The 23,117-nt window shown below is 42.9% G+C and carries 20 protein-coding genes; 10 read left to right on the forward strand and 10 right to left on the reverse strand.

Features of this window, described 5'->3' with window-relative positions:
• Positions 1 to 8: 8 nt before the first annotated feature.
• A complete protein-coding gene (locus G563_RS0102410; protein ID WP_028663896.1) occupies positions 9 to 908 on the reverse strand; it encodes a DMT family transporter in 900 nt (299 codons plus the stop codon).
• A 142-nt stretch (positions 909 to 1,050) separates the two neighbouring features.
• Between G563_RS0102410 and G563_RS0102415 the strand changes: the two genes are divergently transcribed.
• Positions 1,051 to 2,322: a M16 family metallopeptidase gene (locus tag G563_RS0102415; protein WP_028663897.1), complete on the forward strand. Its 1,272-nt coding sequence runs from the start codon at positions 1,051 to 1,053 to the stop codon at positions 2,320 to 2,322.
• A 51-nt stretch (positions 2,323 to 2,373) separates the two neighbouring features.
• Positions 2,374 to 3,225 carry an FKBP-type peptidyl-prolyl cis-trans isomerase gene (locus tag G563_RS36700; RefSeq protein WP_051210714.1) on the forward strand — a complete coding sequence of 284 codons (852 nt, stop codon included), beginning with the start codon at positions 2,374 to 2,376 and terminating at the stop codon, positions 3,223 to 3,225.
• 63 nt (positions 3,226 to 3,288) lie between these two features.
• Here G563_RS36700 and lhgD read toward each other — a convergent pair whose 3' ends face one another.
• Entirely contained in the window at positions 3,289 to 4,485 is a 1,197-nt protein-coding gene (gene lhgD, locus G563_RS0102425) for an L-2-hydroxyglutarate dehydrogenase (RefSeq protein ID WP_028663898.1), read from the reverse strand.
• A 65-nt stretch (positions 4,486 to 4,550) separates the two neighbouring features.
• Here lhgD and G563_RS39120 point away from each other — a divergent pair, with 65 nt between their 5' ends.
• Complete coding sequence (locus G563_RS39120) at positions 4,551 to 5,105, forward strand: acyltransferase (RefSeq protein WP_028663899.1); 555 nt, start codon at positions 4,551 to 4,553, stop codon at positions 5,103 to 5,105.
• A 77-nt stretch (positions 5,106 to 5,182) separates the two neighbouring features.
• On the opposite strand, the gene lepB is transcribed toward G563_RS39120, so the two are convergent.
• The 3 genes from lepB to G563_RS0102445 form a co-directional block, all read right to left on the reverse strand.
• Positions 5,183 to 6,352 carry a signal peptidase I gene (gene lepB, locus G563_RS0102435; protein ID WP_028663900.1) on the reverse strand — a complete coding sequence of 390 codons (1,170 nt, stop codon included), beginning with the start codon at positions 6,350 to 6,352 and terminating at the stop codon, positions 5,183 to 5,185.
• A gap of 100 nt (positions 6,353 to 6,452) precedes the next feature.
• A complete protein-coding gene (locus G563_RS0102440; protein ID WP_028663901.1) occupies positions 6,453 to 7,796 on the reverse strand; it encodes an ABC transporter permease in 1,344 nt (447 codons plus the stop codon).
• Positions 7,797 to 7,865: 69 nt separating this feature from the next.
• Positions 7,866 to 8,801: an ABC transporter ATP-binding protein gene (locus tag G563_RS0102445; protein ID WP_028663902.1), complete on the reverse strand. Its 936-nt coding sequence runs from the start codon at positions 8,799 to 8,801 to the stop codon at positions 7,866 to 7,868.
• A gap of 297 nt (positions 8,802 to 9,098) precedes the next feature.
• Between G563_RS0102445 and G563_RS0102450 the strand changes: the two genes are divergently transcribed.
• Positions 9,099 to 10,085: a c-type cytochrome gene (locus tag G563_RS0102450; protein ID WP_028663903.1), complete on the forward strand. Its 987-nt coding sequence runs from the start codon at positions 9,099 to 9,101 to the stop codon at positions 10,083 to 10,085.
• 88 nt (positions 10,086 to 10,173) lie between these two features.
• On the forward strand, positions 10,174 to 11,034 hold the full coding sequence (locus G563_RS0102455; RefSeq protein ID WP_037325817.1) for an SdiA-regulated domain-containing protein: 861 nt from the start codon (positions 10,174 to 10,176) through the stop codon (positions 11,032 to 11,034).
• A gap of 61 nt (positions 11,035 to 11,095) precedes the next feature.
• Here G563_RS0102455 and G563_RS0102460 read toward each other — a convergent pair whose 3' ends face one another.
• The gene (locus tag G563_RS0102460; protein ID WP_028663905.1) at positions 11,096 to 13,201 is read right to left on the reverse strand and encodes a S9 family peptidase; all 2,106 of its coding nucleotides are present in this window, start codon (positions 13,199 to 13,201) and stop codon (positions 11,096 to 11,098) included.
• A gap of 183 nt (positions 13,202 to 13,384) precedes the next feature.
• Here G563_RS0102460 and G563_RS0102465 point away from each other — a divergent pair, with 183 nt between their 5' ends.
• From G563_RS0102465 to G563_RS37865, 5 genes are all read left to right on the forward strand, one after another.
• Positions 13,385 to 14,779 (forward strand): aldehyde dehydrogenase family protein, encoded by a 1,395-nt coding sequence (locus G563_RS0102465; RefSeq protein WP_028663906.1) that lies wholly within the window; start codon positions 13,385 to 13,387, stop codon positions 14,777 to 14,779.
• Positions 14,780 to 14,805: 26 nt separating this feature from the next.
• On the forward strand, positions 14,806 to 15,513 hold the full coding sequence (locus G563_RS0102470; protein ID WP_028663907.1) for a glutamine amidotransferase-related protein: 708 nt from the start codon (positions 14,806 to 14,808) through the stop codon (positions 15,511 to 15,513).
• A 76-nt stretch (positions 15,514 to 15,589) separates the two neighbouring features.
• Positions 15,590 to 16,186 carry a hypothetical protein gene (locus G563_RS0102475; RefSeq protein WP_028663908.1) on the forward strand — a complete coding sequence of 199 codons (597 nt, stop codon included), beginning with the start codon at positions 15,590 to 15,592 and terminating at the stop codon, positions 16,184 to 16,186.
• 93 nt (positions 16,187 to 16,279) lie between these two features.
• Entirely contained in the window at positions 16,280 to 17,056 is a 777-nt protein-coding gene (locus G563_RS0102480; RefSeq protein ID WP_028663909.1) for a 3-keto-disaccharide hydrolase, read from the forward strand.
• Positions 17,057 to 17,150: 94 nt separating this feature from the next.
• Positions 17,151 to 17,315: a hypothetical protein gene (locus tag G563_RS37865; RefSeq protein WP_157585024.1), complete on the forward strand. Its 165-nt coding sequence runs from the start codon at positions 17,151 to 17,153 to the stop codon at positions 17,313 to 17,315.
• Positions 17,316 to 17,481: 166 nt separating this feature from the next.
• On the opposite strand, the gene G563_RS0102490 is transcribed toward G563_RS37865, so the two are convergent.
• The 4 genes from G563_RS0102490 to rpsG form a co-directional block, all read right to left on the reverse strand.
• Positions 17,482 to 18,576: a hypothetical protein gene (locus tag G563_RS0102490; RefSeq protein ID WP_028663910.1), complete on the reverse strand. Its 1,095-nt coding sequence runs from the start codon at positions 18,574 to 18,576 to the stop codon at positions 17,482 to 17,484.
• An 11-nt stretch (positions 18,577 to 18,587) separates the two neighbouring features.
• Positions 18,588 to 19,340, reverse strand: a complete 753-nt coding sequence (locus G563_RS0102495) for a GLPGLI family protein (RefSeq protein ID WP_028663911.1) — start codon at positions 19,338 to 19,340, stop codon at positions 18,588 to 18,590.
• Positions 19,341 to 19,393: 53 nt separating this feature from the next.
• A complete protein-coding gene (locus G563_RS0102500) occupies positions 19,394 to 22,252 on the reverse strand; it encodes an outer membrane beta-barrel family protein (protein WP_028663912.1) in 2,859 nt (952 codons plus the stop codon).
• Between the two features lie 263 nt (positions 22,253 to 22,515).
• Positions 22,516 to 22,983 (reverse strand): 30S ribosomal protein S7, encoded by a 468-nt coding sequence (gene rpsG / locus G563_RS0102505; RefSeq protein ID WP_028663913.1) that lies wholly within the window; start codon positions 22,981 to 22,983, stop codon positions 22,516 to 22,518.
• Positions 22,984 to 23,117: the final 134 nt, after the last annotated feature.

Genomic DNA, 23,117 nt, shown 5'->3' on the forward strand with positions numbered 1-23,117 from the left:
AATAAGTTTTAGAAGGAGGCTAAAATCTCTTGGTACGAAATCAGTAAAATGGCAATCACCGCTACTAGCAGTCCCCATTTGTTGAAAGACTGTAGTTTTTCTTTGAAAAATAGCCATGCCAAAAATGACGATACCAACATGCTTGACACATTGTAAATCGGGAAAACAAAGGCTGCACTGTTGCCAAAAGCACTGAGGGCTTTTAATAAAAAATAAAAAGAAAGGAAATTGGGTAAGCCTAAAATAAGCCCTCCTGCAATACTCCTTAGGGTAAGTTGGTCGTTGGTGGTCAGTATTTTGATGATTAAGAAAATAGTGCCAATCAAAATAGCACCTGTGCAAGCAATAGCCGTAAAAAGGGCCGATTGGGAAGGCTCGTAAAAAGTGGCACTGATATAATTGATGAGGGTATTGTTGGTACCGCTCGCTAAAAATAGCAATACAGGTAAAAAGAGAAGTAGGCCACCGCTTGAAGTTTTTGTTTCTCCTTTTTTGAGCGTGCTCAGAGCCAGAGCAACCAAAGCAAGCAATAACCCTAAATAATTGAAGAATGTAAAGTCTTTATTGTTGTTTTTAAACACAAACAATCCAAACACCACAGGAATCACCAATGACATATTGCTGGCTAATGCGGCTGTTGTAACGCCCACTTGGGTAGTCGTGGAGCCTATCAATACAAATACTACCACAAACATAATACCCAATGCCAATGTAAGTAAAATAGGGGTGCTTGTCCATGCGGCATGGGTATATTGGGCGCGGTCGGGCATAAGCAGTAGCCCCATCGCCACACAAGTATAATAATTGAATATCACCGCATGGAGTGAGTTGACTTTATATTTGGGAAAAGACCTCATTATCAAGTACAAGGCCACAGTAAAAGCGACAGCAAGTAGAAAGTAAATCATCGTAGTAAACAAAAATAGTGGGTGTTGGGTAAGAAAGTTCGGAAGGAAGTCGAAGATTACGAACGCGATTTTAGCAAAAACGTTCATCTAAACAAAAACAGTCCGTAATATTGCACTCTTAAATTTTGACCACCAATACAGTATGCAACTAGATAGAACTCAAGCGCCCGATTTTCGCACCATTGAATCGGTTCAATTTCCTACTCCTCAAGTCGTGACTTTAGACAATGGTCAGCCGCTATACGTAGTCAATGTGGGAGAGCAGCCGGTGGTGAGGCTTGAGGTGCTTTTTGAAGCAGGAACTTGGCACGAACAAACCGAAGGAGCATCATTTTTTACAATAAAAATGATGACTGAAGGTACCAAAAACTTTAGTTCGGCGCAGATTAGTGGGCATTTTGACAAAATTGGAGCTTTCGTAGATTTGAGCCATACCCCCGACCGCGCCAATGTCATGGTGTACGGGCTTACCAAGCATCTGGGTTCTATTTTGGAGATGGTATCCGAAATGCTCCAAGAGGCAACCTTTCCTGAGAAAGAATTTAATGATTTGCGGAATATTACGCTTCAAAATCTCCGAATCAATCTTGAAAAAAATGCGTATGTAGCTACTCATCAATTTAAAAGGCGTCTTTTTGGTGCCGCACACCCTTACGGGCGTAGCCAAAACGAAGAAATTATAAAGGCATTATTAACTTCGGATTTGCAAAATTTCTACCATCAACGCATCAAAGGTCGTCCTTTTCGCGTATTCTTATCTGGGCAGGTGGGAGAAAAAGAGATTGAGCTTGTGAATCAGTTTTTGGGGCAACAAAAAGTAGTTGAGTCTATACTTGAGCTACCCTCGCGCGACATCATTCCTCAAACCGAACCCTTATGGTTAGAAAAAGAAGGGGCGGTACAGTCGTCAATAAGAGTAGGGCGTAAGCTTTTCAAACGACAGCACCCTGATTTTTATCGAATGATAGTTGCCAACGAAATCCTAGGAGGGTACTTTGGATCACGCCTGATGAAAAACATTCGCGAAGACAAAGGCTTTACTTATGGTATCTCGGCGAGTATGGTACCGATGCGGCAAGAAGGATATTGGGTGATCGGGACAGATGTAAAGAAGGAGTTTGCCCAAGCTACTTTGGATGAAATACAAAAAGAAATTACCACCCTCCAAAATGAACTTGTGCCGGCTGATGAATTGGAAGTAGTTAAAAATTATATGGCTGGGGAGTTTGCGGGGTCCCTCAATACCCCTTTCGAAATCGCAGATAGGGTTAGATTGATGGTGTTAGAAGGATTGGATGTTGATTTCTATTCCAACTATATCCAACGGCTACGCGTCGTAACAGCAGAGGAGATTCAAAACATGGCGCGTGAATACTGGCAATGGAATGAATTGCAACGCGTGATTGTAGGGTAATCTCCAATTAAATTGAGTAATAATTAACTGGTGTACAAACACTTAAAAAGAATGAAGCAAATTGTATTGGCGGTAATAGCCGCAGTGTTTTTAGTATCGTGTCAAAACATATTGGACAATGAAGGGCAGAAGAACCTTGAGCTCAACGAACAAGCAATTCAGAATTATATTACTTCCAAAAAGCTCACAATGGAAAAAAGCCCTTCTGGTTCGGGGCTTTATTATACTTACTTGAAATCTAATCCTAGCGGTACCAAACCCAAAATAGGCGATGAAGTAGCGATTCATTATACACTTTTTACGCTTCAAGATGTAAAGTTTGATAGTACAGAGCGTGTAGCCAACAAGCCTCTGACTTATATTTATGGGGTCAACTCGCTAATTGCTGGTATGGATGAGGCCATGTCAATTATGCGTACGGGTGATAGAATGCTACTTCTAATGAACCATATGTTAGCTTTTGGTAGTCAGTCTGACAATATACTTTCGGCCTATTCAGCGGTAGGAGCTGATTTGGAATTAATGAGTATACGTACTGAAGACCAGCGGATTGACGATTATATCACAAGCAAACAACTGACAGTGACAGAACTGTCGTCTACCGGGCTTCGTTTTATTCGTACCGCTACTACTACTGAGAATAAAGTGGCAGCAGGAGAAGTGGTGAGAGTGAAATACACTGGCAAACTCTTGAATGATAAGCAGTTTGATTCGGGCGAAATTCAGGTACGTGTAGGCGGCGGCGGTGTTATCAAAGGTTTTGATGAAGGGGTAAGTAAAATGCGCTACAACGAAAAAGCGACTTTGATATTTCCTTCTTCCTTGGGCTACGGAACTCAAGGCTCAGGCACGACTATCATGCCTTATGCGCCTTTGGTATTTGAAGTAGAAGTTTTGAAATAGAAAAATATTCTAGATGGTCTTTCATAACGCTGGCAACGTTCAGAACGTCGCCAGCGTTTTTTTTTAGAATCTTTTAAGGGCAAGCTCTGCTACGGTTTGCCCAATCGACAGTGAAGACGTAGCGGCGGGCGAAGGAGCATTGCATACATTGATAGCATGTGGACGCTCAATGATGCTGAAATCATCCAAAAGCCCTCCTTCGCGGTCGCAGGCTTGTGCTCTGACGCCCGCCCCGCCAGGGATAAGATCAGAGGATTGTATTTCGGGAATCAACTCTTGCAGTGCTTTCGTAAAAGCCGCTTTCGAAAACGAACGGTACATTTCTCCTAGACCTGTTTTCCAGTATTTGGCAGCTACTTTCTGGAAGCCGGGCCACGTGAGGGTTTTCCATAATTCTTTGAAATGAATGTCGAGCTTTTCGTAGCCTTCGCGTCTAAAAGCCAAAACGGCGTTGGGCCCTGCTTCTACCCCTCCTCCTATCATTCGGGTAAAATGTACACCTAAGAAAGGGAAATTGGGGTCGGGTACGGGATAAATAAGGTTTTTGACTAAATGTTGCTTCTCAGGTTTTAGCTCAAAATACTCCCCTCTAAAAGGAATAATACGTAAATGAATCGGTTCTTTTTGGGTAAACTGAGCCACTTTATCGGAGTATAAACCTGCGCAATTGATTACCAATTTGGCTTCATAATAGTTTTGCTCGGTGATTATCATCGAGATTTTCTCATTTTGCCGAATTTCGATGACACGTTGCCCCAAAACCAATTTACCCCCAAGTTTCTGCACTTTTTCGGCGTATTTTTCACACACTACTTTGTAGTTGATAATACCCGTTTGAGGAACAAAAAAACCTTTAAGTCCTTGTACATGAGGCTCATATTCGCGTAGGCCATTAAGGTCAAGCATTTTAAGACCAGTCAGACCGTTTTGTTGGCCTCTTTCATACAGACCGTCGAGAATAGGAACTTGCTCGGGACGAGTAGCTACTACAATTTTTCCACAGAGTTCAAACGGAATATTTTCTTTCTGGGCAAAATCCACCAACATCTTATAACCATTGATACAGTTGGTGGCTTTGAGGCTACCAGGCTTATAATAAAGCCCCGAGTGAATCACCCCGCTGTTGTGGCCCGTTTGGTGCATGGCTACCTCATGCTCTTTCTCAATGATTACTAAGCTTAGTTTAGGGTTTTTCTCCTTGATTTTCAGAGCCGTAGCGAGTCCTACTATTCCTCCTCCAATCACCGCAATGTCGTATATTTTCTCCAATGTAATTTTGCGTTTTGTGTACTGCAAAGTTAGATTAAACTCAGTAATTTTGACGCATGAAGAAGACCATAATCAATTTCTATACGGCGTTTTTAGGTTTCAAAGATTATTTGTTTCGCGAATGGATAATGAAATTCCCTTTTTATGCTTTTCGTAGGATATTTATCAAACAAACCGTGAAGAAGCTAGGCGAGGGAGGATTTGTAATGATGAATGTCGAATTTAGAAATGGGAAAAATATTGAGATTGGGGAAGGGTGCTTTATCAATAAGCAGACGCTACTCGATGGTCGTGGCGGCAAGCTGCTTATCGGCAATCACGTAGATATAGCGCAAGAAGTCAATATTTGGACACTCTCCCACGACCCACACGACGATTTTCATAAAGTATGGGGCAAAGAGGTGATTATTGAAGATTATGTCTGGATTGCATCACGGGCCACGATTATGCCTGGAGTACGGATTGGTCGCGGTGCAGTGGTGGGTGCTGGTAGTATAGTGACCAAAGATGTCCCTCCCATGATGATGGTAGCGGGCGTACCCGCCAAAATAGTGGGAGAGCGAAAAAGCAGTTTAAAGTATAAACTAGACTGGCAGCCTTGGTTTAAGTGATTGCTAAAACTTCCCAAGTTTTGAAATCGTTTTTGTGGTAAACTTGGGAAGTTTGGGCGCTATTCTTGATGGGAAAATTAGTTGATGGGCCTCAACAGACGATTCCAACGGATTTTGTGCAAAAATGACTTTGGATTGGGGTCAATAGACATCCACGTAAAAATAGCTTTGCCTACAATATGGTCTTCAGGTACAAATCCCCAAAAGCGCGAATCGGCTGATTCGTAGCGGTTATCGCCCATCATAAAATAATAGTCTTGTTTGAAAGTGTAGCTATTGATAGGTTTGCCGTCGATGCTGATTTTGCCATTGGCGATGATTACCTTTTCGGTATCATTGTGGTCAAAGTATTTGATAGCGTTACCGTATTTAGCCACATTGGCCGAATCTAGCTGAATCGTCCAGCCTTTTTTGGGTACTTGAAGTGGCCCCCAAAACTCCTGATTTTGTTTTATCGCCGCTGGGAAAATACCCATTTCGGGGCTTGACGCCGCAGAAGCGTATCTTGTTACTTGAGCAATATTTTTTATGAAATCATGTTTTTTTAAACCTTCTACAATTTCGGGAGTAGTGCGAATTTGGTACAAAAACAAATTCGGTTTTGAAGAATCCGCCGGGTAAGCACCGTGGTCTTGGATGTCTTCATTTTCGAAAAAACGGTCATCAAGAGCATCAGAAGATTCTAAACGATAATAAAATTCGGCATGAGTCGGAACGGCGCCCGGTTGACCATTTACGTACACAACTGCATTTTTGATTTCTATCACATCGCCACTGACACCTATGCATCGTTTGATGAAGTTGTTACGCAAATCCACTGGAAAATGCTTGTAGCCCCCGTCACCTCTTATCACATCTTCAAAAGGCTCATCGGGGTCGCCAGGATAATTGAAGACCACTACATCGTTGCGTTTGACATCAGTAAAGCCCGGTAAGCGGTACATCGGAAGCTGAATCAAAGTCGAAAAAGACGGGATACGTGTTCCCCAAATAGTCTGATGCGTAAGCGGTACTTGCAAGGGCGTCACGGGAGTACGCGCACCGTAGTGAAGATTACTGACAAAAATAAAATCTCCCACCAGCAAGGTCTTTTCCATCGACGACGAAGGAATAACATAGGGCGTAAAAAACAGCCAACGGATAAAGGTGGCTGCCACTACGGCAAAAACAATAGAGTCTATCCACTCTCTAAAAGCAGATTTCTTTTTTTTGGGAGGCGGCGCAGTGGCGGAGGGCGTTGGGTTCATAGTAAGTAAGGTAACTTTAAACAGGCTACTATAACTTATCGGTGAGCATTAAGACCTACCAAAGTTTTCAAAACTTGGTAGGTCTTGCAGAGATAGCTAATTAGCCTTTATAGAAAATCCATTTAGACAATTCTTTGTAATTGACTTTTTTGCCGTACATCAAAATACCCACTCGGTAGATGCGCGCAGCCAACCATGTAGTACCGACAAAACCTAATACAAGCAGCACCATCGAAAGGGCAATTTCCCAAGCAGGTACTCCAAAAGGAATACGTGCCATCATCACCACGGGTGAGGTAAAAGGAATCATCGAAGTCCAAAAAGCCAACGACCCGTCGGGTTGATTGATAGCCAACTGCGCAAAAAATATAGCCGCAATGATAGGCAGCATAATCGGAAACGTAAATTGTCCCGCTTCTTGTTGGTTTTCGACCGAGGCCCCTATCGCAGCATAAAGCGAACTATAAAGCAAATACCCTCCTAAGAAATAGAATAGAAAACAAACGAAGATTTGAACAAGCGGTAACGACTGCGCTGAAGCAGAGAAATCATTGATGGTTTTGAGAGTGTTACTTTGACTTTTCTCAATTTCCTTTTTGAGTTCAGGGTCGGCTTGGGCGGTTTGTTGATTCAAGACTTCCTCGGTAGCAGTAAATCGATTAAAACCAAAGAGCGTTTGGGTAGCGCTTGTAACGCCAAACGTCAAGACTCCCCAAAGCAAAAACTGTGTAAGGCCCACTGCGGCGACGCCCAAGATTTTGCCCATCATCAAGTGAAAAGGCTTTACTGACGAGATGATGACCTCGATAATACGGTTTGATTTTTCTTCCATCACACCCTGCATCACACCCGCGCCATAAATCAGAATAAAAATATAGAGCAAAAAGGCGGCTGCATAGCCCGCTACATAAGCAGCCATGGTACTACTCGAACGGGTTTTGCCTTCATCGTCGAGGTTGAATGTTTGCGCATCTACGTTTTGGTTAGCCTCTTCGATTACTTGCTGCGTGATTCCCGCCTTCGATAGTTTGATGTTGCGTAGTTCCTGCTGCACAATCTTTTCGATGCGTCCTTGGAGCATAGGGCCGATGTTTTTTTCAGAATAAATCTGTAGCCCCTTAGGTTGTTCCATGATGTTGGCAGGAATAAAAACGAGCAGGTTGCCTTCTTTGCCCTTGAGTTTTTTCTGCGCCTCGCTGATAGGCTGATTGATAAATTCAAAAGTGGTGTTTTTATCACTCTTAAATTTGTCTTTAAACAATCCACTCTGGTCAATGACTTGGATAGTTTTGCGCTCGTTTTTGAAAGAGCCTACCGCAGCCCATACAATGATACCATAAAACGCTGCAATAAGAATAGGAGTCAGGAAAGTCATGATAATGAATGACTTCTTGCGTACTCGGACTAGGTATTCGCGTTTGAGAACAAGGAATATATTTTTCATAATTTGGTCGTAATGTTAGTAATTGGATAGCAAGCTTTTGTACCTCATATGTTTTTAAACGTAGCAAGTCTAGGATACACTGCTTACCTCGTCGGGCACTTCTCCGCCTACAGCTTTGATAAATATCTGATTGAAAGAAGGGATATTTTCGTGGAATGAAACCAATTCTACTTGACTAATCAGATTTCCGATGAGTTGATTGACGGAAGCATCACCCACCAATCGGATATTGACTTGGTTGAGATTGTTTTCAATATTTTTTTGGGAAACAATCTCAAAATCAGCTGGTAAGCTTTCTAACGTGCCTTGATAACTTACGGCGTAGCTATTTTCTTTAAACTGATTTTTGATTTCACTCTTGCTCCCGTTAAGAATCACTTTGGATTTGTTGATGAGTGCGATATGGTCACAAAGCTCTTCGACCGATTCCATACGGTGGGTCGAAAATATAATAGTAGTACCACGGTCGCGAAGCTCCAAGATTTCATCTTTGATGAGGTTGGCATTGATAGGGTCGAAGCCCGAAAAGGGTTCATCCAAGATAATGAGTTTGGGTTCGTGCATGACCGTAGCCACAAACTGAATCTTCTGCTGCATACCTTTTGAGAGGTCTTCGATGCTTTTGTTCCACCATGTTTTGATGTCAAATTTTTTGAACCAAATTTTGAGTTTTTCCATGGCTTGTTTTTCCGAAAGTCCCTTTAGCTGAGCTAAATACAAAAGCTGTTCGCCTACTTTCATTTTTTTATACAAGCCTCGTTCTTCGGGCAGATAGCCTATATCTTCGATATGGTCAGGTTTGAGGCGTTGACCATCGAGAAGTACATAGCCTTCGTCGGGAGCGGTAATCTGCGTGATGATCCGAATGAGTGATGTTTTTCCGGCGCCGTTGGGCCCAAGTAAACCAAAAATACTGCCTTTCGGAACACTCACGCTCACGTTGTCGAGGGCGCGATGCGTGGCATACTGTTTTACGATGTTGTGAGCTTCGAGAATATTGGACATATGGCTTAAGGTTAAGAAGATAAAAGAGAACAAACAGCTCTCTGTGATGGTATTTCGTAGTCAATGAGTGTAAACTAGGATGGGAAAATACAGCCTTCGTGGCTACAGTTTCAAGTGATTGAGGATAATTGGAGTTTTTGACGGGTTAAGCGGTAAGGCTAGGGGCTTTAATGAAAAGGGATATTTTGATGTAATGGAAGCAACAAACGATAAATAAAAAAAACTTGCAGTCAGGAGGTTAGCTTTTGCTTTGCGGTATCTTTGATGCGTAACTCATTCACAAAAAACCTCAACTACATGAAAAAACTCTTCAAAATCGTCGGTATCGTTTTAGGTATCGGTATTGTTGGCCTTTTGGGCGCTATGGCGTATGTTAAATTGGCCCTTCCTAATGTGGGCGATGCGCCTGATATGAAAGTCGAGCTCACTCCTGAGCGTATCAAAAGAGGTGACTATCTTGCCAATCACGTCAATGTTTGTATGGATTGCCACAGTACGCGAGATTATACTTTGTTTTCGGCACCCTTGGTACCCGGTACCCTCGGCAAGGGTGGCGAGCTGTTTGATCAAAGGGCTGGTTTTCCCGGGGCATTCACTTCCAAAAATATCACTCCCTATGGCATTGGCGATTGGACTGATGGCGAAATTTACCGCGCCATCACGACGGGTGTTAGTCGCGACGGTCACGCTTTTTTCCCAGTGATGCCTTATCCTTATTATGGGAGTATGGACGAAGAAGATGCCAAAAGTATCATCGCCTATTTGCGTACCCTAAAACCTATCGAAAACAAGCCTGCTGAGTCGAAAGCTGATTTTCCGTTTAATTTTATTCTAAATACTATTCCTAAAAAAGCACAACCTACCAAGCGTCCTGCTGATACAGATGTACTAGCTTCGGGCAAGTATTTGGTCAATATCGCAGGCTGTGTGGAATGTCATACACAAGCCGATAAAGGACAAATTATCGCTGAGAAAATGTTTGCGGGCGGGCGTGAGTTTGCCCTTCCCAACGGTACGCTGATTACGCCCAATATCACCCCTGACAAAGAAACCGGAATCGGAAATTGGACCAAGGATGCTTTTGTGGCGCGTTTTAAGGCTTTTTCGGATAGCACTTATACTCCTCACAAGGTAGGTCCTAAAGAAATGCAAACGCTCATGCCTTGGATGATGTACGCCGGAATGACGGAGCAAGATTTAGGGGCTATTTATACTTATTTAATGTCGTTGAAGCCTATCAAAAATCCAGTGCCGGAGAAATTTAAGCCTTTGGCAAGTCTCTAAAAAAGCCTTGAGATTTGGATAAAGGAATGGTCACGGGTTTGGTTGTCTCAAAAACTTTGTGTTAGTTGAGAAAAAAACACGCACATATATGACCATTTCTAAAAGAGTATTAGCAACGGCAATGTTGGCGAGCTTTTGGGCTTGCAGTCCAACCGACAAAAAAGAAGAGGCTAGCACCGAAGATACAATTGCTACCTTTTCGTATGATTTTACTAAATCTGACGAAAAATATGAGATGCCCAAGGTTTTAAAAGAAATCTCGGGCATCTCTTTTTATGCCGACGGGCAGCTTGTATGCGTACAAGATGAAGACGGAGAGGTGTTTGTTTATGATCTCAATCAGAAAAAAGTCACGGCTCAACATCAATTTGGCCCGCCTGACGACTATGAAGGCATTGAGAAAGTAGAAGATGAAATCTACGTAATGCGCAGCGATGGCAAGCTCCTTAGTTTTAAATTTGGCGATAAAGAAACACGAGAAATTGAAACGAGTTTGCCCGGAAAAAATGACCTTGAAGGGCTGACCTATGATAAAGTCAACAAGCGGCTTTGGTTGGCCGTGAAAGATCCTTCCAAAAAAGCAGCCAAAGGCGACGACAAGCTGATATATTCTTTTGATTTGAAAAGCAGAAGGATTTTTACGGAGCTCGAACTCAAAGAACAACAATTTGAGAATGCGAGACTCAAAGGTAAAGATTGGAAAGAGTTTAAACCATCGGGAGTTGCGTTTCATCCTCAAACGGGCGAAGTGTATTTGATCAGTTCGGCGGGGCATCGTCTCATCATTATGAGTCGTAGCGGGGTGCCTTTACAAAATATTGAGTTGGATAAAGAGCTTTTGAAGCAACCAGAAGGCATTGCGTTTTCGCCAGATGGTACTTTGTATATTGCAAGTGAAGGAGGGAATGGCAACGGCTACATCCTAAAGTTTTCGCCTACTTCTAAGTAAGTGAACCCCGGCGACGTTTTGAACAACCCCGGCGACGTTTAAAACGTCGCCGGGGTTAGTGCTAGAGTTTCTTCTCAAAAAACGCCGCAATTGCCTTATTGACTTTGACTTGGTTGGCGTGTAGCATAAAATGATGCGTATCATCCACTACCACCATCGTTTCGATAGGAGTACCTTGATCTTCTAAGCGTCTGACAAGGTCGGTAGTTTGGCTAAAGCGGACATTGCGGTCGTCGTCGCCGTGAATAAAAAGAACCGGAGATTTCCAAGTATTTACATACGCTATGGGCGACGATTTCCAAGCTACTTCTAGCGCACGGGCTGCATCGGGGGCTTTCTCATATTGGTCGGGCAACATCAGATTGCGGGTACGTTCGATAGTACGGTCGTGTACCCCATGTACATCAACGCCTGCCGCAAATAGTTTTGAATCATGACCTAGGGCAAGGGCAGTCAGAAAACCACCATAAGAGCCTCCATATACGCCTATGCGTTTGGGGTCAATTTGTGGCTGTTTGGCAAGCCACTCGCCCGCAGCTTTGATGTCTATGTATTCGGAAGCACCGTTTGAACCGGCATTTTTGGGTTGGTGAAATTCGTATCCGTAACCAATACCTAAGCGGTAATTGACCGAAAGTACCACAAATCCCTTGCTTGCCAAGTATTGATTCATGGCGTAAGCATTGGCATAATAATCCGAATAATGCCACCCCAAAAGCATCTGACGTGGAGGTCCACCGTGTATATAGACGATTGCTGGCTTTTTGGATGCACCTCCTGTTTTTTCAAAAAGTTGACAGTGAATAGTAAACCCGTCGGGAGTTTTGAAAGTAACCTGTTTTGGAATGACCAAATCGTTGGTAGGAAAGTTAGCAGGAATGAGCTCCGAACCAATGTTTTGAGAGACCCCTCCTTTGAAAGGAATAATACTCACCAAAGGTGGGCGCTGCGCTGTGGCGCTGATATAAGCCACCGACTGAGCATCGCCCAGTACCACAGGCGACCATTCTAAGCTTTCTCCAGGAGTGAGTATTTGCATATCAGCTTTATCCACCGATACTTTTACTACGTGACGACGGTCGATATCTTGGGAGGTATGGCCCGCGTTGGCCGAAAAAACAAGGGATTTGCCATCCGAACTAAGTTTGATGTGCTCGCACATAAAATTACCGGGTGTCAGTAAAAGTGGATTCCCGCCTTGTTCGGGAAGAGAGTATAAATGCGGCCAACCGTCATGATAAGATAAAAAAACGATGCGATTGGTCGCCCAATGCAAATTGGTACCTCCGTGAGTAGTGGGCAGCGAGCCGTTGAGCCTATTGGGAGATTTCCACAATGTTTTTGTTTCGCTGGTGGATAAGTCGGAACTCATGATGTGCCACGGCACTAATCGGCGGCTTAAAACGGAATCGGGTTTTCCACCCAGTCCATTGGTACGTACAAACGCCAACTTTTTACCATCAGGTGACCACCTTGGGGAGCTATCACGTTTATATTGAGGGTCTACCCAAATAAGGGGAGTTTGGGAATCTGTAAAAACGCCAATAAAACTATGGTCGGTACGATTGGACTGAAATGCCAAACGGCTACCATCGGGTGACCATACGGGAGAGCTATTGTTACCCCGAGCCGAAAACAATAAAGTCGCAGCTTGGGAGGCGTCAATAGGTACGGTGTATATTTGCCCCCCTTTACTGAAAGCCACTTTATCACTTTTGGGAGAGATGACGGGCGTTTCGCCATCTCCCAAAAGACGAGGATTGCCTCCTTCAAAGGGTATACTCCAAATTTGTACTTTGGGGGGAGTTGGCATAAAGGTCGGATTCACGGGTAGGTCATCGTTCCAGTTGGAACCGTGGTCTCCACCTCGTACATATACTATCCACTTACCATCTGCTGATAGCGACACACTACTGAGTTCTTGTCCGTCGTCTTGGAGGTAGTTAGTGAGACGTTTGGCTTGAAAAAGAGGCCCTTCTGCTACATAAATATTCCGTTTTCCTTCTTGATTGATAGCCCAAGCAATGCGTGTACCCGTAGCGGCAGCGGCAAGCTCATTGGGAAAAGGGTAAGCTTTGAGAGATTGCAGCGGGAGGCCGTTTTGAGACCACACGTACAGACTTGTGGTCAACCACAAACCCAAAATAAGGTGTAGAGGAAGTTTCATAAAAATGAAGTTGATGAAATTCAAACTTACTAAAAAACGTTTGCAAAAAAGGAGAGAAGGATAGCCTTTTTTTCTTAGAAACTGTATTCAATAACAGTAGCGATAAAAAGACCCATATCTGATACCAAACTCTAAAATTTAAAAAAATAGCCGTATTTTTCGGACTTATTGTCTCTCAAACTAATGAAAACATTTCAAGTTATTTCTCCTGTAGATGGCTCAGTGTATATTGAGCGTGAATACATCACTTCCCACCAAATAGAAACTTTATTGGCAACGGCCAAAGCTGCTCAAAAAGCTTGGCAAAAAGTGCCTCTTTCCGAAAAAATAGCCATCTGTGAAAGAGCCGTTGAGTATTTTCTAGCTCATGCCGATGCTATCGGCGAAGAGCTTACTTGGCAAATGGGACGGCCTATCGCTTATACACCTAATGAAATCCGTCGGGGTTTTCAGGAGCGGGCCCGTTATATGATGCAAGCAGCTCCGCAAGCTTTAGCCGAGGTGGCCGTTTCGGAAAAAGAAGGTTTTCGTCGTTTTATTCGTCGCGATGCCCTCGGTACTGTATTTGTGGTAGCTCCGTGGAATTATCCTTATTTGACTTCCGTAAATGTGATTATTCCGGCTTTGTTGGCGGGCAATACTGTGATTCTAAAACATGCCCAACAAACGCCTCTTTGTGCAGAACGCTACGCTGAAGCCTTTAAAGCCGCTGGTCTGCCAGAAGGAGTATTTCAATATTTGCATACTACCCACGACGACGTGGCGCGCATCATTGGCGATTCGCGGATTGATTTTGTGGCATTTACTGGCTCAGTTTCGGGTGGTCATGCTGTGCAGCGGGCAGCCGCCGAGCGGTTTATCGCCACTGGCTTAGAGCTAGGTGGTAAAGACCCCGCCTATGTCCGCGCTGATGCTCCCTTGGCATTTGCCGTCGAAAACTTAGTGGACGGGGCGCTTTTCAACTCAGGTCAATCTTGCTGTGGTATTGAGCGTATTTATGTCCACGAAAAAGTCTATGATGATTTTGTGCAAGGGGCAGTGGCGTTGGTCAATCAGTACATCCTAGGAAATCCTCTGGATGCAGGTGTACATTTAGGGCCGATGGTTCGCACTTCAGCGGCTGAGTTTGTAAGAGGACAAATCAGCGAAGCCGTAACTCAAGGCGCACAAGCACTTATCGATTCTACTTCTTTTGCTCTTGATAAAGCCGGTACACCTTATTTAGCCCCTCAGCTTTTGGTCAATGTGAATCATAGTATGCGTATTATGACTGAGGAGACTTTCGGGCCTGCGGTGGGAATCATGAAAGTAAGTAGCGACGAAGAAGCAATTCAGTTGATGAACGATAGCGAATATGGTCTGACTGCTTCGGTGTGGACAGGTGATGCCGATGCCGCTTTACACATCGGAAATCAAATCGAAACCGGAACTTGGTTTATGAATCGCTGCGACTATCTCGATCCTGAATTGGCCTGGACAGGCGTCAAAGATTCGGGGCGTGGCTGTACTCTTTCAGCTTTAGGTTACGAAGCGCTTACGAGACCTAAGTCATTTCATTTGAGAGTAGCAGGGTATTAAAATTAGAAAATTCAAAAATACCTGATATGAAAATTGGTCTTTTAGAATGTGACCATGTGCGAGACGATTTTCGTCATATTGCGGGCGATTATCGCGAAATGTTCCCTGCTTTATTTAAGCCGTTGGCGAGTGATTGGGAGTTTACCTTTTATGATGTTGTTAATCACCATTTTCCAGTATCTATTGATGAATGCGACGCCTATATCTGTACAGGTTCCAAATTTTCGGTATATGACCAAGAACCTTGGATAGAAACCTTAAAAGCATTTGTCAGAGAGCTTTATGCTCATCAGAAAATATACCTTGGTGTTTGCTTTGGGCATCAGATGCTTGGAGAAGCATTGGGAGGGAAGGTACAAAAATCGGCAGTAGGATGGTGCGTGGGTATTCATGAGCTCACCATTATTGAGCCTCAAAAATGGATGCAACCTACCCAGCCCACGCTCAATTTGCTGATGATGTGCCAAGACCAAGTTCATACTTTGCCGCCCGATAGTCTTGTATTGGCAACCACCTCAGATTGCCCCATTGCGATGTTTAGGGTAGGCGAGCGGATGCTAGGCGTACAAGCGCATCCAGAGTTTCCGCTGGCTTATGAGAAAGAATTGATGCTATCGAGAGTAGAGCGTATTGGGATGCCAAAAATCGAAGCAGGGTTGGAAAGTTTATCAGAGCCACTGCACAGTACTTTGATGGCCCAATGGATGATAGCCTTTGTGAAATCTGTTTTGTAAAAAAGGCTTAAAAGCCTGTTATTTGTCATACCGATGGGCCGTTGTAGCATCGTCGGTATGACAAAATCAATTTAAAATGATTATTGCCCAATTCCAAGTCAGTGAACTGGCGGAATTTCTCAAATACGGTATTTCTGGATTAAGTGCGATTGCTTTTATCCTGTCGTTTTTTCTTTTGAGCCGAGAGAGTAGCCGCACCAAGCCTCGCCCCGAAATGTTGCGTTCTATCCGCATGTTTATGATACTGGCGTTGGTGTTGGGGGTAGTATCGGGCATTGCTGCTATCATGAATCCGACCGATGTAGCGCCTAAGCCAAACCGTAAGCCTATTAAATCGTCGAATTTGGCCTATACTCAAAAGAAAGCTGTTCCTCCTAAAGTGTGGAAGGTAGAGATATTTTATGATGCCGGAGCCCAACCGCTCGCCGAAGAGCTAGCGAGAAAACTGGGAAAATATCAAGAATATGATGCTAAAATCACACTTTTGGGGTCGACTAAGAAAAAAGAATTAAAAATTAAAAGTAGCCAAATCAGATACGAAGTCATTGAAAAAGAGGCGGCTAATCAGATTCAGAAGCGTTTGTCGGAGGCATTGCCCCAAGATGTAACCTTGACACTAAAGCAAATCACTTCATCATCTCCCGATTATTTGAGCATCTTTGTGTGCGATTAGTAGATTTGATACGTTAAAAAAACGCTCATCTATTCTTTCGTAAGAAGTCATCAAAATTTATGTAACCAAACTTTTAATTATTATAAAACTACGATGAAGAAGACGTTTTTGACCCTTTCCTTGTTGGCTTGCGCAGCAGCCGGGTTTGCACAAACACCAGGTGGTACACCTCCAGCGGTTTCGCCAATGCCTATGAAACCCGAAATGACCGAAATTTGGGAACCAGAAGTGCCTACCGTCACTCCGGGCAAAAATGCGGGTGACCCGCCTTCGGATGCCATCGTGTTGTTTAATGGTAAAGACCTCTCTCAGTGGGTTTCGGCTAGAGATGGTGGGCCGGCTCCTTGGAAAATCGTAAACGGTGATCATTTGGAAGTAGTCCCCAAGAGCGGTGACATCAAAACCAAAATGAAATTTGGTGATTGCCAACTTCACCTCGAATTTAGTGCACCCGACCAAGTAGAAGGCGCTAGCCAAGGTCGTGGCAATAGTGGGATATTTTTCCAAGACCGTTATGAACTCCAAATTTTGGATTCATACCAAAACCGTACCTATCGCAATGGTCAGGCGGGAAGTATTTATAAAGACCATGCACCGCTCGTCAATCCTATGCGTAGCCCTCTTGAGTGGAATGTATATGATGTAGTATATACAGCGCCACGTTTCAAGCCTGATGGACGTTTGGATTATCCCGCGCGCATCACTGTGTTTTTGAATGGAGTATTGGTTCAAAACAACGTTACTATCAATGGGTTAACGCTCTATATCGGTTTGCACCACTATCCTGAAGCGCATGGTGATGATGTTCTTCACCTCCAAGATCACGGAAACAAGACCCAATTCCGTAACATTTGGGTTAGAAAGCTGTAATCAAGAATCATAAACATGAATCATCTCGAATGTAGATGATTCCCCAAAAAACCTTCTGATTTGTATTTGAGTAGACGCAAACTCTCAAATGTAAATGGAAGGTTTTTTTGTGCTTGTCATAGTAGTGATTGCAGCTATCGTTTTTACAAATGTGTTTGGATTATCTCCTCCAGCAAGCTTATGTTTGACTTCTCCGAAGTGGTTTGTTTTGGGTGGAGAATCTGTTAGCTACAAACATTTGCGCTTCTCCGAAGCATAATATGAGAATGCTATTAGCGAGGAATAGCTTCGGAGAAGCTTAACCTTTGTAGTATGAGGTTTGAGCTTGACGCCAAAGACTTCGGAGAAGTCAAACAAACCTAAACAATCTCCTGCTTCTATCTGGTACGTCTTGCAGGTTATTTTACACTATTCCATTTTCGGGATTATAATCCTACTATTTCTTTGAGTTTAGTAAAAAAGGCTTTTTTGCGGGGCGAACTTATTTGCCAATTGACAGGCACGGATTGATAGCCTTCCTCCAAACCTTCGTTTTTCATGCGATAATCAAAAAATCCCCAAGAGGCGTATACACTTGTAGCTGCCACGAAGTTGTTCATCGGTTTGTCGAAATCAAAATGGTCATCTTCGTTAAAAACAATAGGCATAGGGCGATAGCTCGGCAAAGCGCGGGTCTTTTCCACCATTTCTACAATTTTGGCGGGGTCGCTTACGCCATTGCCATGAAGAAGAAGGAAGTCTGTTTCTTTTACTACGTTTTCACGAGGAATAGCACCACCTCCATAGCTGGTACTTACCAACAATCGCCTGCCTTTGTGCTTAGTGTTTTTAATCCTAACGATGAGTTGATGTACTCGTTCGGGTTGTAAAATAGGATGGTCATAACGAATGTTACATTCATTATTGACCTCGATGATTACATTTCCATAGCCTTCTTCCAAAATCCACTTAGTGGCATTGTCTACCGCTTGTACCACTGCGGCTTCATCGCGGAGGCGTTCGTCTTGACCAAAATAGAAGAAGCCAAGGATGACGACCATACCTTGCTCGTCGGCTTTATTAAGAATTTTTTTGAGACGATTCCAATAATAAAGACTCCACGAGCCGTCGGCATTGAAGGCGGAATTGTGCCAAGGCTGGTCTTTGGAGTATCCTTGAGGACTGCCACCTTGTAAGTTGAGCGTAAAAGCCAAAAGCCCGTGCTGTTTCCAGACGGGCATGGCTTCTATAAATTCGTTGGTATTACGGTCGGCATCCCACTTTTGAGTATCGGGATAAGCCCATTGAGTACGAGTGTCGGGGTTTGTATCATCAAAAATCCCCTGTACCATCCGCGAATTAGGAAGTAATCCTTCAATGCTGTATCCTTGCCATATTCGCTTAGGAAACGTGGGTTTTCCATTGATATAAAACTTCTCCCCTTTGATGCTAACTTTGGTGTGTCGTTTGGGAGGATTGGCCAATGACACGGTTGCCCAAAGCACCCAAACGACAATAAATCTACAACGTAAAGTCCTCATAGTCTTGGTCTTTAGTATCTAATAGACCAATAAGGGTTTCGTTGGGCTTTTATACTATCTGCAATGTGTTTTTTGAGTAATTGGTCGTAGTCGCTGTTTTTGATTTTCTTACCTTTCATTTTAGGTAAGGTCAAGTCTTTATCAACGTTTTTGAGTTCTACTTTTTGAGCAGAAACAATAACATCACCGTCGTTGATGTCCAATTCTAAAATAACACCAGGAAGGCCCAAATAACGCTCCGGCCCTGCTGGTACGGGAATATCTTGCGCAAACCAAGCCGTGATTTTGTGGTTTTTGATAGGGTCAAACGTTTCCGCTTTCATACATACATAGCCTGCCACATCCTTGATTTGGTTTTGGATACGCCAGTTGTAGCTCATCAATGAATCTTCCAACAAGAAAGTTTTTCCGAGCATTTCGTAATGCTCGATTATCTTTTCTTTTTCAAAATTTCGATAAACAAGATATTCCTCTTGACGCCACGAATACCTACCGTCCTCGGTTTGGCCTTGCTCGTTGCCATAAGTATAGATGCTCTGTTTATCGTTAAAAATCAGCTTCATTTTAGTGCCGGGGCCATTATCTTCGTTACCCCAAGTGAGCTGCATACGGTCTTTTTCTTCTTTGCTGAGATAGGTGAGCCGCGAGTTTACCTTAATCCAGTTGTATTTGTGCTCGTAGGTAACGATACCCTCGGTTTGTTGGGCAAATGCTCCTAAAGCTACACAACAAAGAATGGCTAGTGAAAAGAAGGTTTTTTTCATGATTCTCGAAAAGTCGAATAAAAAATGAATTTGAAAGTATTTTGTGTCTGGGTTTAGTACCATCCTCTACGTTTGATGTTGGTATTCATACCGCGCATATTGTAAGTAAAGCTAAGCATGTAGTAGCGAGCCAATGTTTGGATACGCTCTTGCGATACGTAGTTTTGGTTGGCAAACTGATTTACCCCTAAGTTACGATTGAAAGCATCGTAAAGGGATAGTCTGATTTCCGCTTTTTTGGATTTTCCTAAAACCTTATAAATCGAAGAATTCAGAACAGGTACTTGCTGATTAAACCCAAATCGGTCGTTGGTGTAGATTTGGTAATTGAAATTGGAGTTGATATAAAAATCTTTAGGCAAGCGAATATTCATTGTACCTCCATAGGTCTGGGTCACAATCTGCTGATTTTGTGTAGTATTGATAGAATACTTGGTGTTGCCTATGCTCCAGTTGGCATTGGGATAAAACGTAAACACATCGCTTGGGGTGAGGTCGAGACGTACTCCAAAACGGAGGCTATTGGTATTGGTCTCATTCATGACACCATTGATAGGCGTTAAGTTTTTGCTAATGCCTGGACTAGCATTGAAGTTGATAGTCGCTTTGGTTTTTTTCAAAGGAAATCCAAAACCAATGTAAGAACCCAAATTCTGACCACCTGAAATATTAACAGGCTTAGTGACTGTAATCAGTGTGGCAGGGTCAATCTGCTGATTATAAATAATTTGATTTACATTGTAAGAATAATAAAGGTTTACATTGAAGCTCGTAAAGCTAGCGGGATTAAACATATTATATCCCAAATTGATATTGTGTGATAGCGACGGTAATAGGTCAGGATTACCTTGACGAATGATAAGCGGGTTGCTGTTGTCGATGATAGGCTGTAGGTCTCTTGTATTGGGTTGATTGACGTTCACATTATAACCCGACCAGAAATAACGATTGTTTTTGAGGTCATAGCTAAATGAAGCATTGGGGATGAAGGTGGTATAGTTTCGCTTCACATCAATAAAAGTATTGGGTTCTTGCCCAAGACCAAATTTACCGTCGATTTGAAAGGTCTGAACCGCCAAACCGCCTGAGAAATTGAGTCCTTTGTACGAATACCGGATACTGGTACCAAGGCGAGCGTAGTTATAATTGTTTTTGTAATAACTACTGAGGCTATCTACTGGCATACGTTGCCCATTTTCTTTGGCCAAATCAAATACATTACGATCTACGAAATCGGAGCGGTGACTCAAATTGACAAAAGTTTCGGAGAAGAAACGCTTAGCAAAAGGCTCCACAAAAAGCAGGCTTGTTTTAAACAAATTGACACGGCTACCGGTATTGTTGGTAAGGTCTAGCAATTGTCTAATAACGTCGTCGGGATTAGTAGCATTGTAAAATAAATTGAGTGAATTTTGGTCAGCTACTCCGTCGTTGTTTGTGAAGTTATAGGAAGCACTTACGGCAAAACTCCGCCCTTTTTTCTTAAACTTGTGACGATACAAAAGAGTGTTAGCTGTCTCGATTTTGTCCACCAAAGTAGAATTGTTAATGGTGCTTTCGTTGGATTTAAAATTATTACTTCTCAAATATTCCGTAAAGCTACTCAAGCGCGTATTTCCAGCGTTTAGTCTACTATTGTTGCTAAAAATCAGTGTGTTGAGCGAGTCGATAGTTTGCTCGTGTCTAAAAGACAATCGGTGATTTCCTACAAAATTGATTTGATTACTTTGTTCGTTGGTTTGGAACGAACCATTCTGAAGGAAGTTTTCGCGGGTACGTAAGGCATCAAAAACTTGACGATTAGAGTTGTAATAATAACTAGCGTTGGTCTTGATTTTTTTTGTGTTACGGTTGTAGTTAATCCCCCCTGCGATATTGTTGGAGTATCCGCGATTGAGCCCACCGCCTACTGGAATACTCAGGCCGCCGTCGTCGTCACCACCGATAGAGATATAATACCCTCCACCACCAAAACCAAAGTCGCCGTTGTCGTTCCATTGATTGAAAGAACCACTTCCTCTAAAATCCTGATAATCATCCCACGACATCCCTGTTTGGTTGGTGTTGTTGGTAAGGCCGATGATTGAAAACTGATTTTTATCGTCAAATTTATTATAGTTTCCTTTGATTTCGCCGCGTGGGTTGGCGCTATTGTTACCGTCAAGTCCCACACCAGCGGTTACTTTTCCAAAACCACCTTTTTTGAAGCTGTCTTTCAGTTGAAGGTTTACGGTTTTTTCTTGCTTTCCGTCATCTACTCCCGTTACTTTCGACTGTTCGGTTTTATCATTGAAAATCTGGACTTTATTGATTGCTTCGGCAGGAAGGTTTTTGGTTGCCATTTTGGGGTCATCTCCAAAAAAACGTTTACCATCTACGGTTACTTTTTGGACCTGTTGCCCTTGGGCGATGATGTTGCCGTTTTGGTCGATTTGTACACCGGGTAGTTTACGTAGAAGGTCTTCGACCGTCGACCCTGGGGGTACTTTGAAAGAAGCAGGATTGTACTCGATGGTATCGCCTTTGATACTCATGGGGGCGCGAGCGGTTTTGATTACTATCTCAAAAAGCTCTTTGGTGATAGGTTTGAGCCTAAGCGTGCCCAAATCGATGAGTTCTTTATCCCCAAAAACAATGTCTTTTTCGAGTGGGATAAATCCTACATAAGTGATTTTGAGGAGATAGTCCCCTTTTTTGATATTGCGAAAAGAAAATGCTCCTTTTTCGTTGGTACGAGAAAAGTTGACAAGTGATGAATCTTTTCTTTGTAAGAGCATTACAGTGGCTGAGCCTAATGGATTGGCTACTGTATCGGTAGTCATACCTTGAATCTGAAAACGGCTTGGAGTGGTTTGGGCATACAATGCACTCAGGCATGGCCACAATAATGCCAGGAGGAGAATTTTTCGCATGGCTGTTGTTAGAATAGAGGTTTAAAGAATGTGGTTAGATGGTGTATTTCTCAATACGGCTATTGAATCGTAAACGTACTAATGATTTAGTTTATTGTCAAGAAATAATAAAAATATATTTAAGAATGTTAGATATATAGAAATTAATAAGAAGGAATGCTACGGATATATACTTTATGATTATGAAAAGGTTACAGCTAAAAACAAAAAAAGAGCCAATTTGTGGTTGGCTCTTTTTTGAATGATATAAAAATCGCTTGAAACTAGAAGCGGAAGTGCGAAAACGCCTTGTTGGCTTCGGCCATACGGTGGGTATCGTCTTTTTTCTTTACAGAAGCACCTTCACCTTTTGAGGCAGCTACGATTTCAGCAGCTAGGCGATCGCGCATGGTTTTTTCACCGCGCAAACGAGCATACTTAATCATCCATTTCATACCTAAAGCTACCTTACGATCAGGACGAACTTCGGTAGGAACTTGGAAGTTAGCTCCACCTACACGGCGGCTCTTTACTTCTACGGCAGGCATTACGTTGTTCAATGCGCGGCGCCAGATTTCGAGGCCGTTTTCGTTGAGGCGTTTTTCGGCAATTTCCAAAGCACCGTAGAAAATATCATAGGCGATGCTTTTTTTACCTTCCAACATCAAGTTGTTTACAAATTTGGTTACCATTACATCCCTGTATTTAGGGTCAGGTAATAGGTATCTTTTTTTAGGTTTTGCTTTTCTCATTGTACTGAGTTGTTAATCAATGGAGGTTTCGTTTTGTTCAGCTTGATTGCTGATTTTAACTGATTCATCCCGAACTAGCTTCGGAATTACTACCCTTTTATGCTATTGTACTGTCTTACGCAAACAAAAAGGAC

The organism is Runella zeae DSM 19591 (genome assembly GCF_000423565.1).
Taxonomy (GTDB): Bacteria; Bacteroidota; Bacteroidia; order Cytophagales; family Spirosomataceae; genus Runella; species Runella zeae.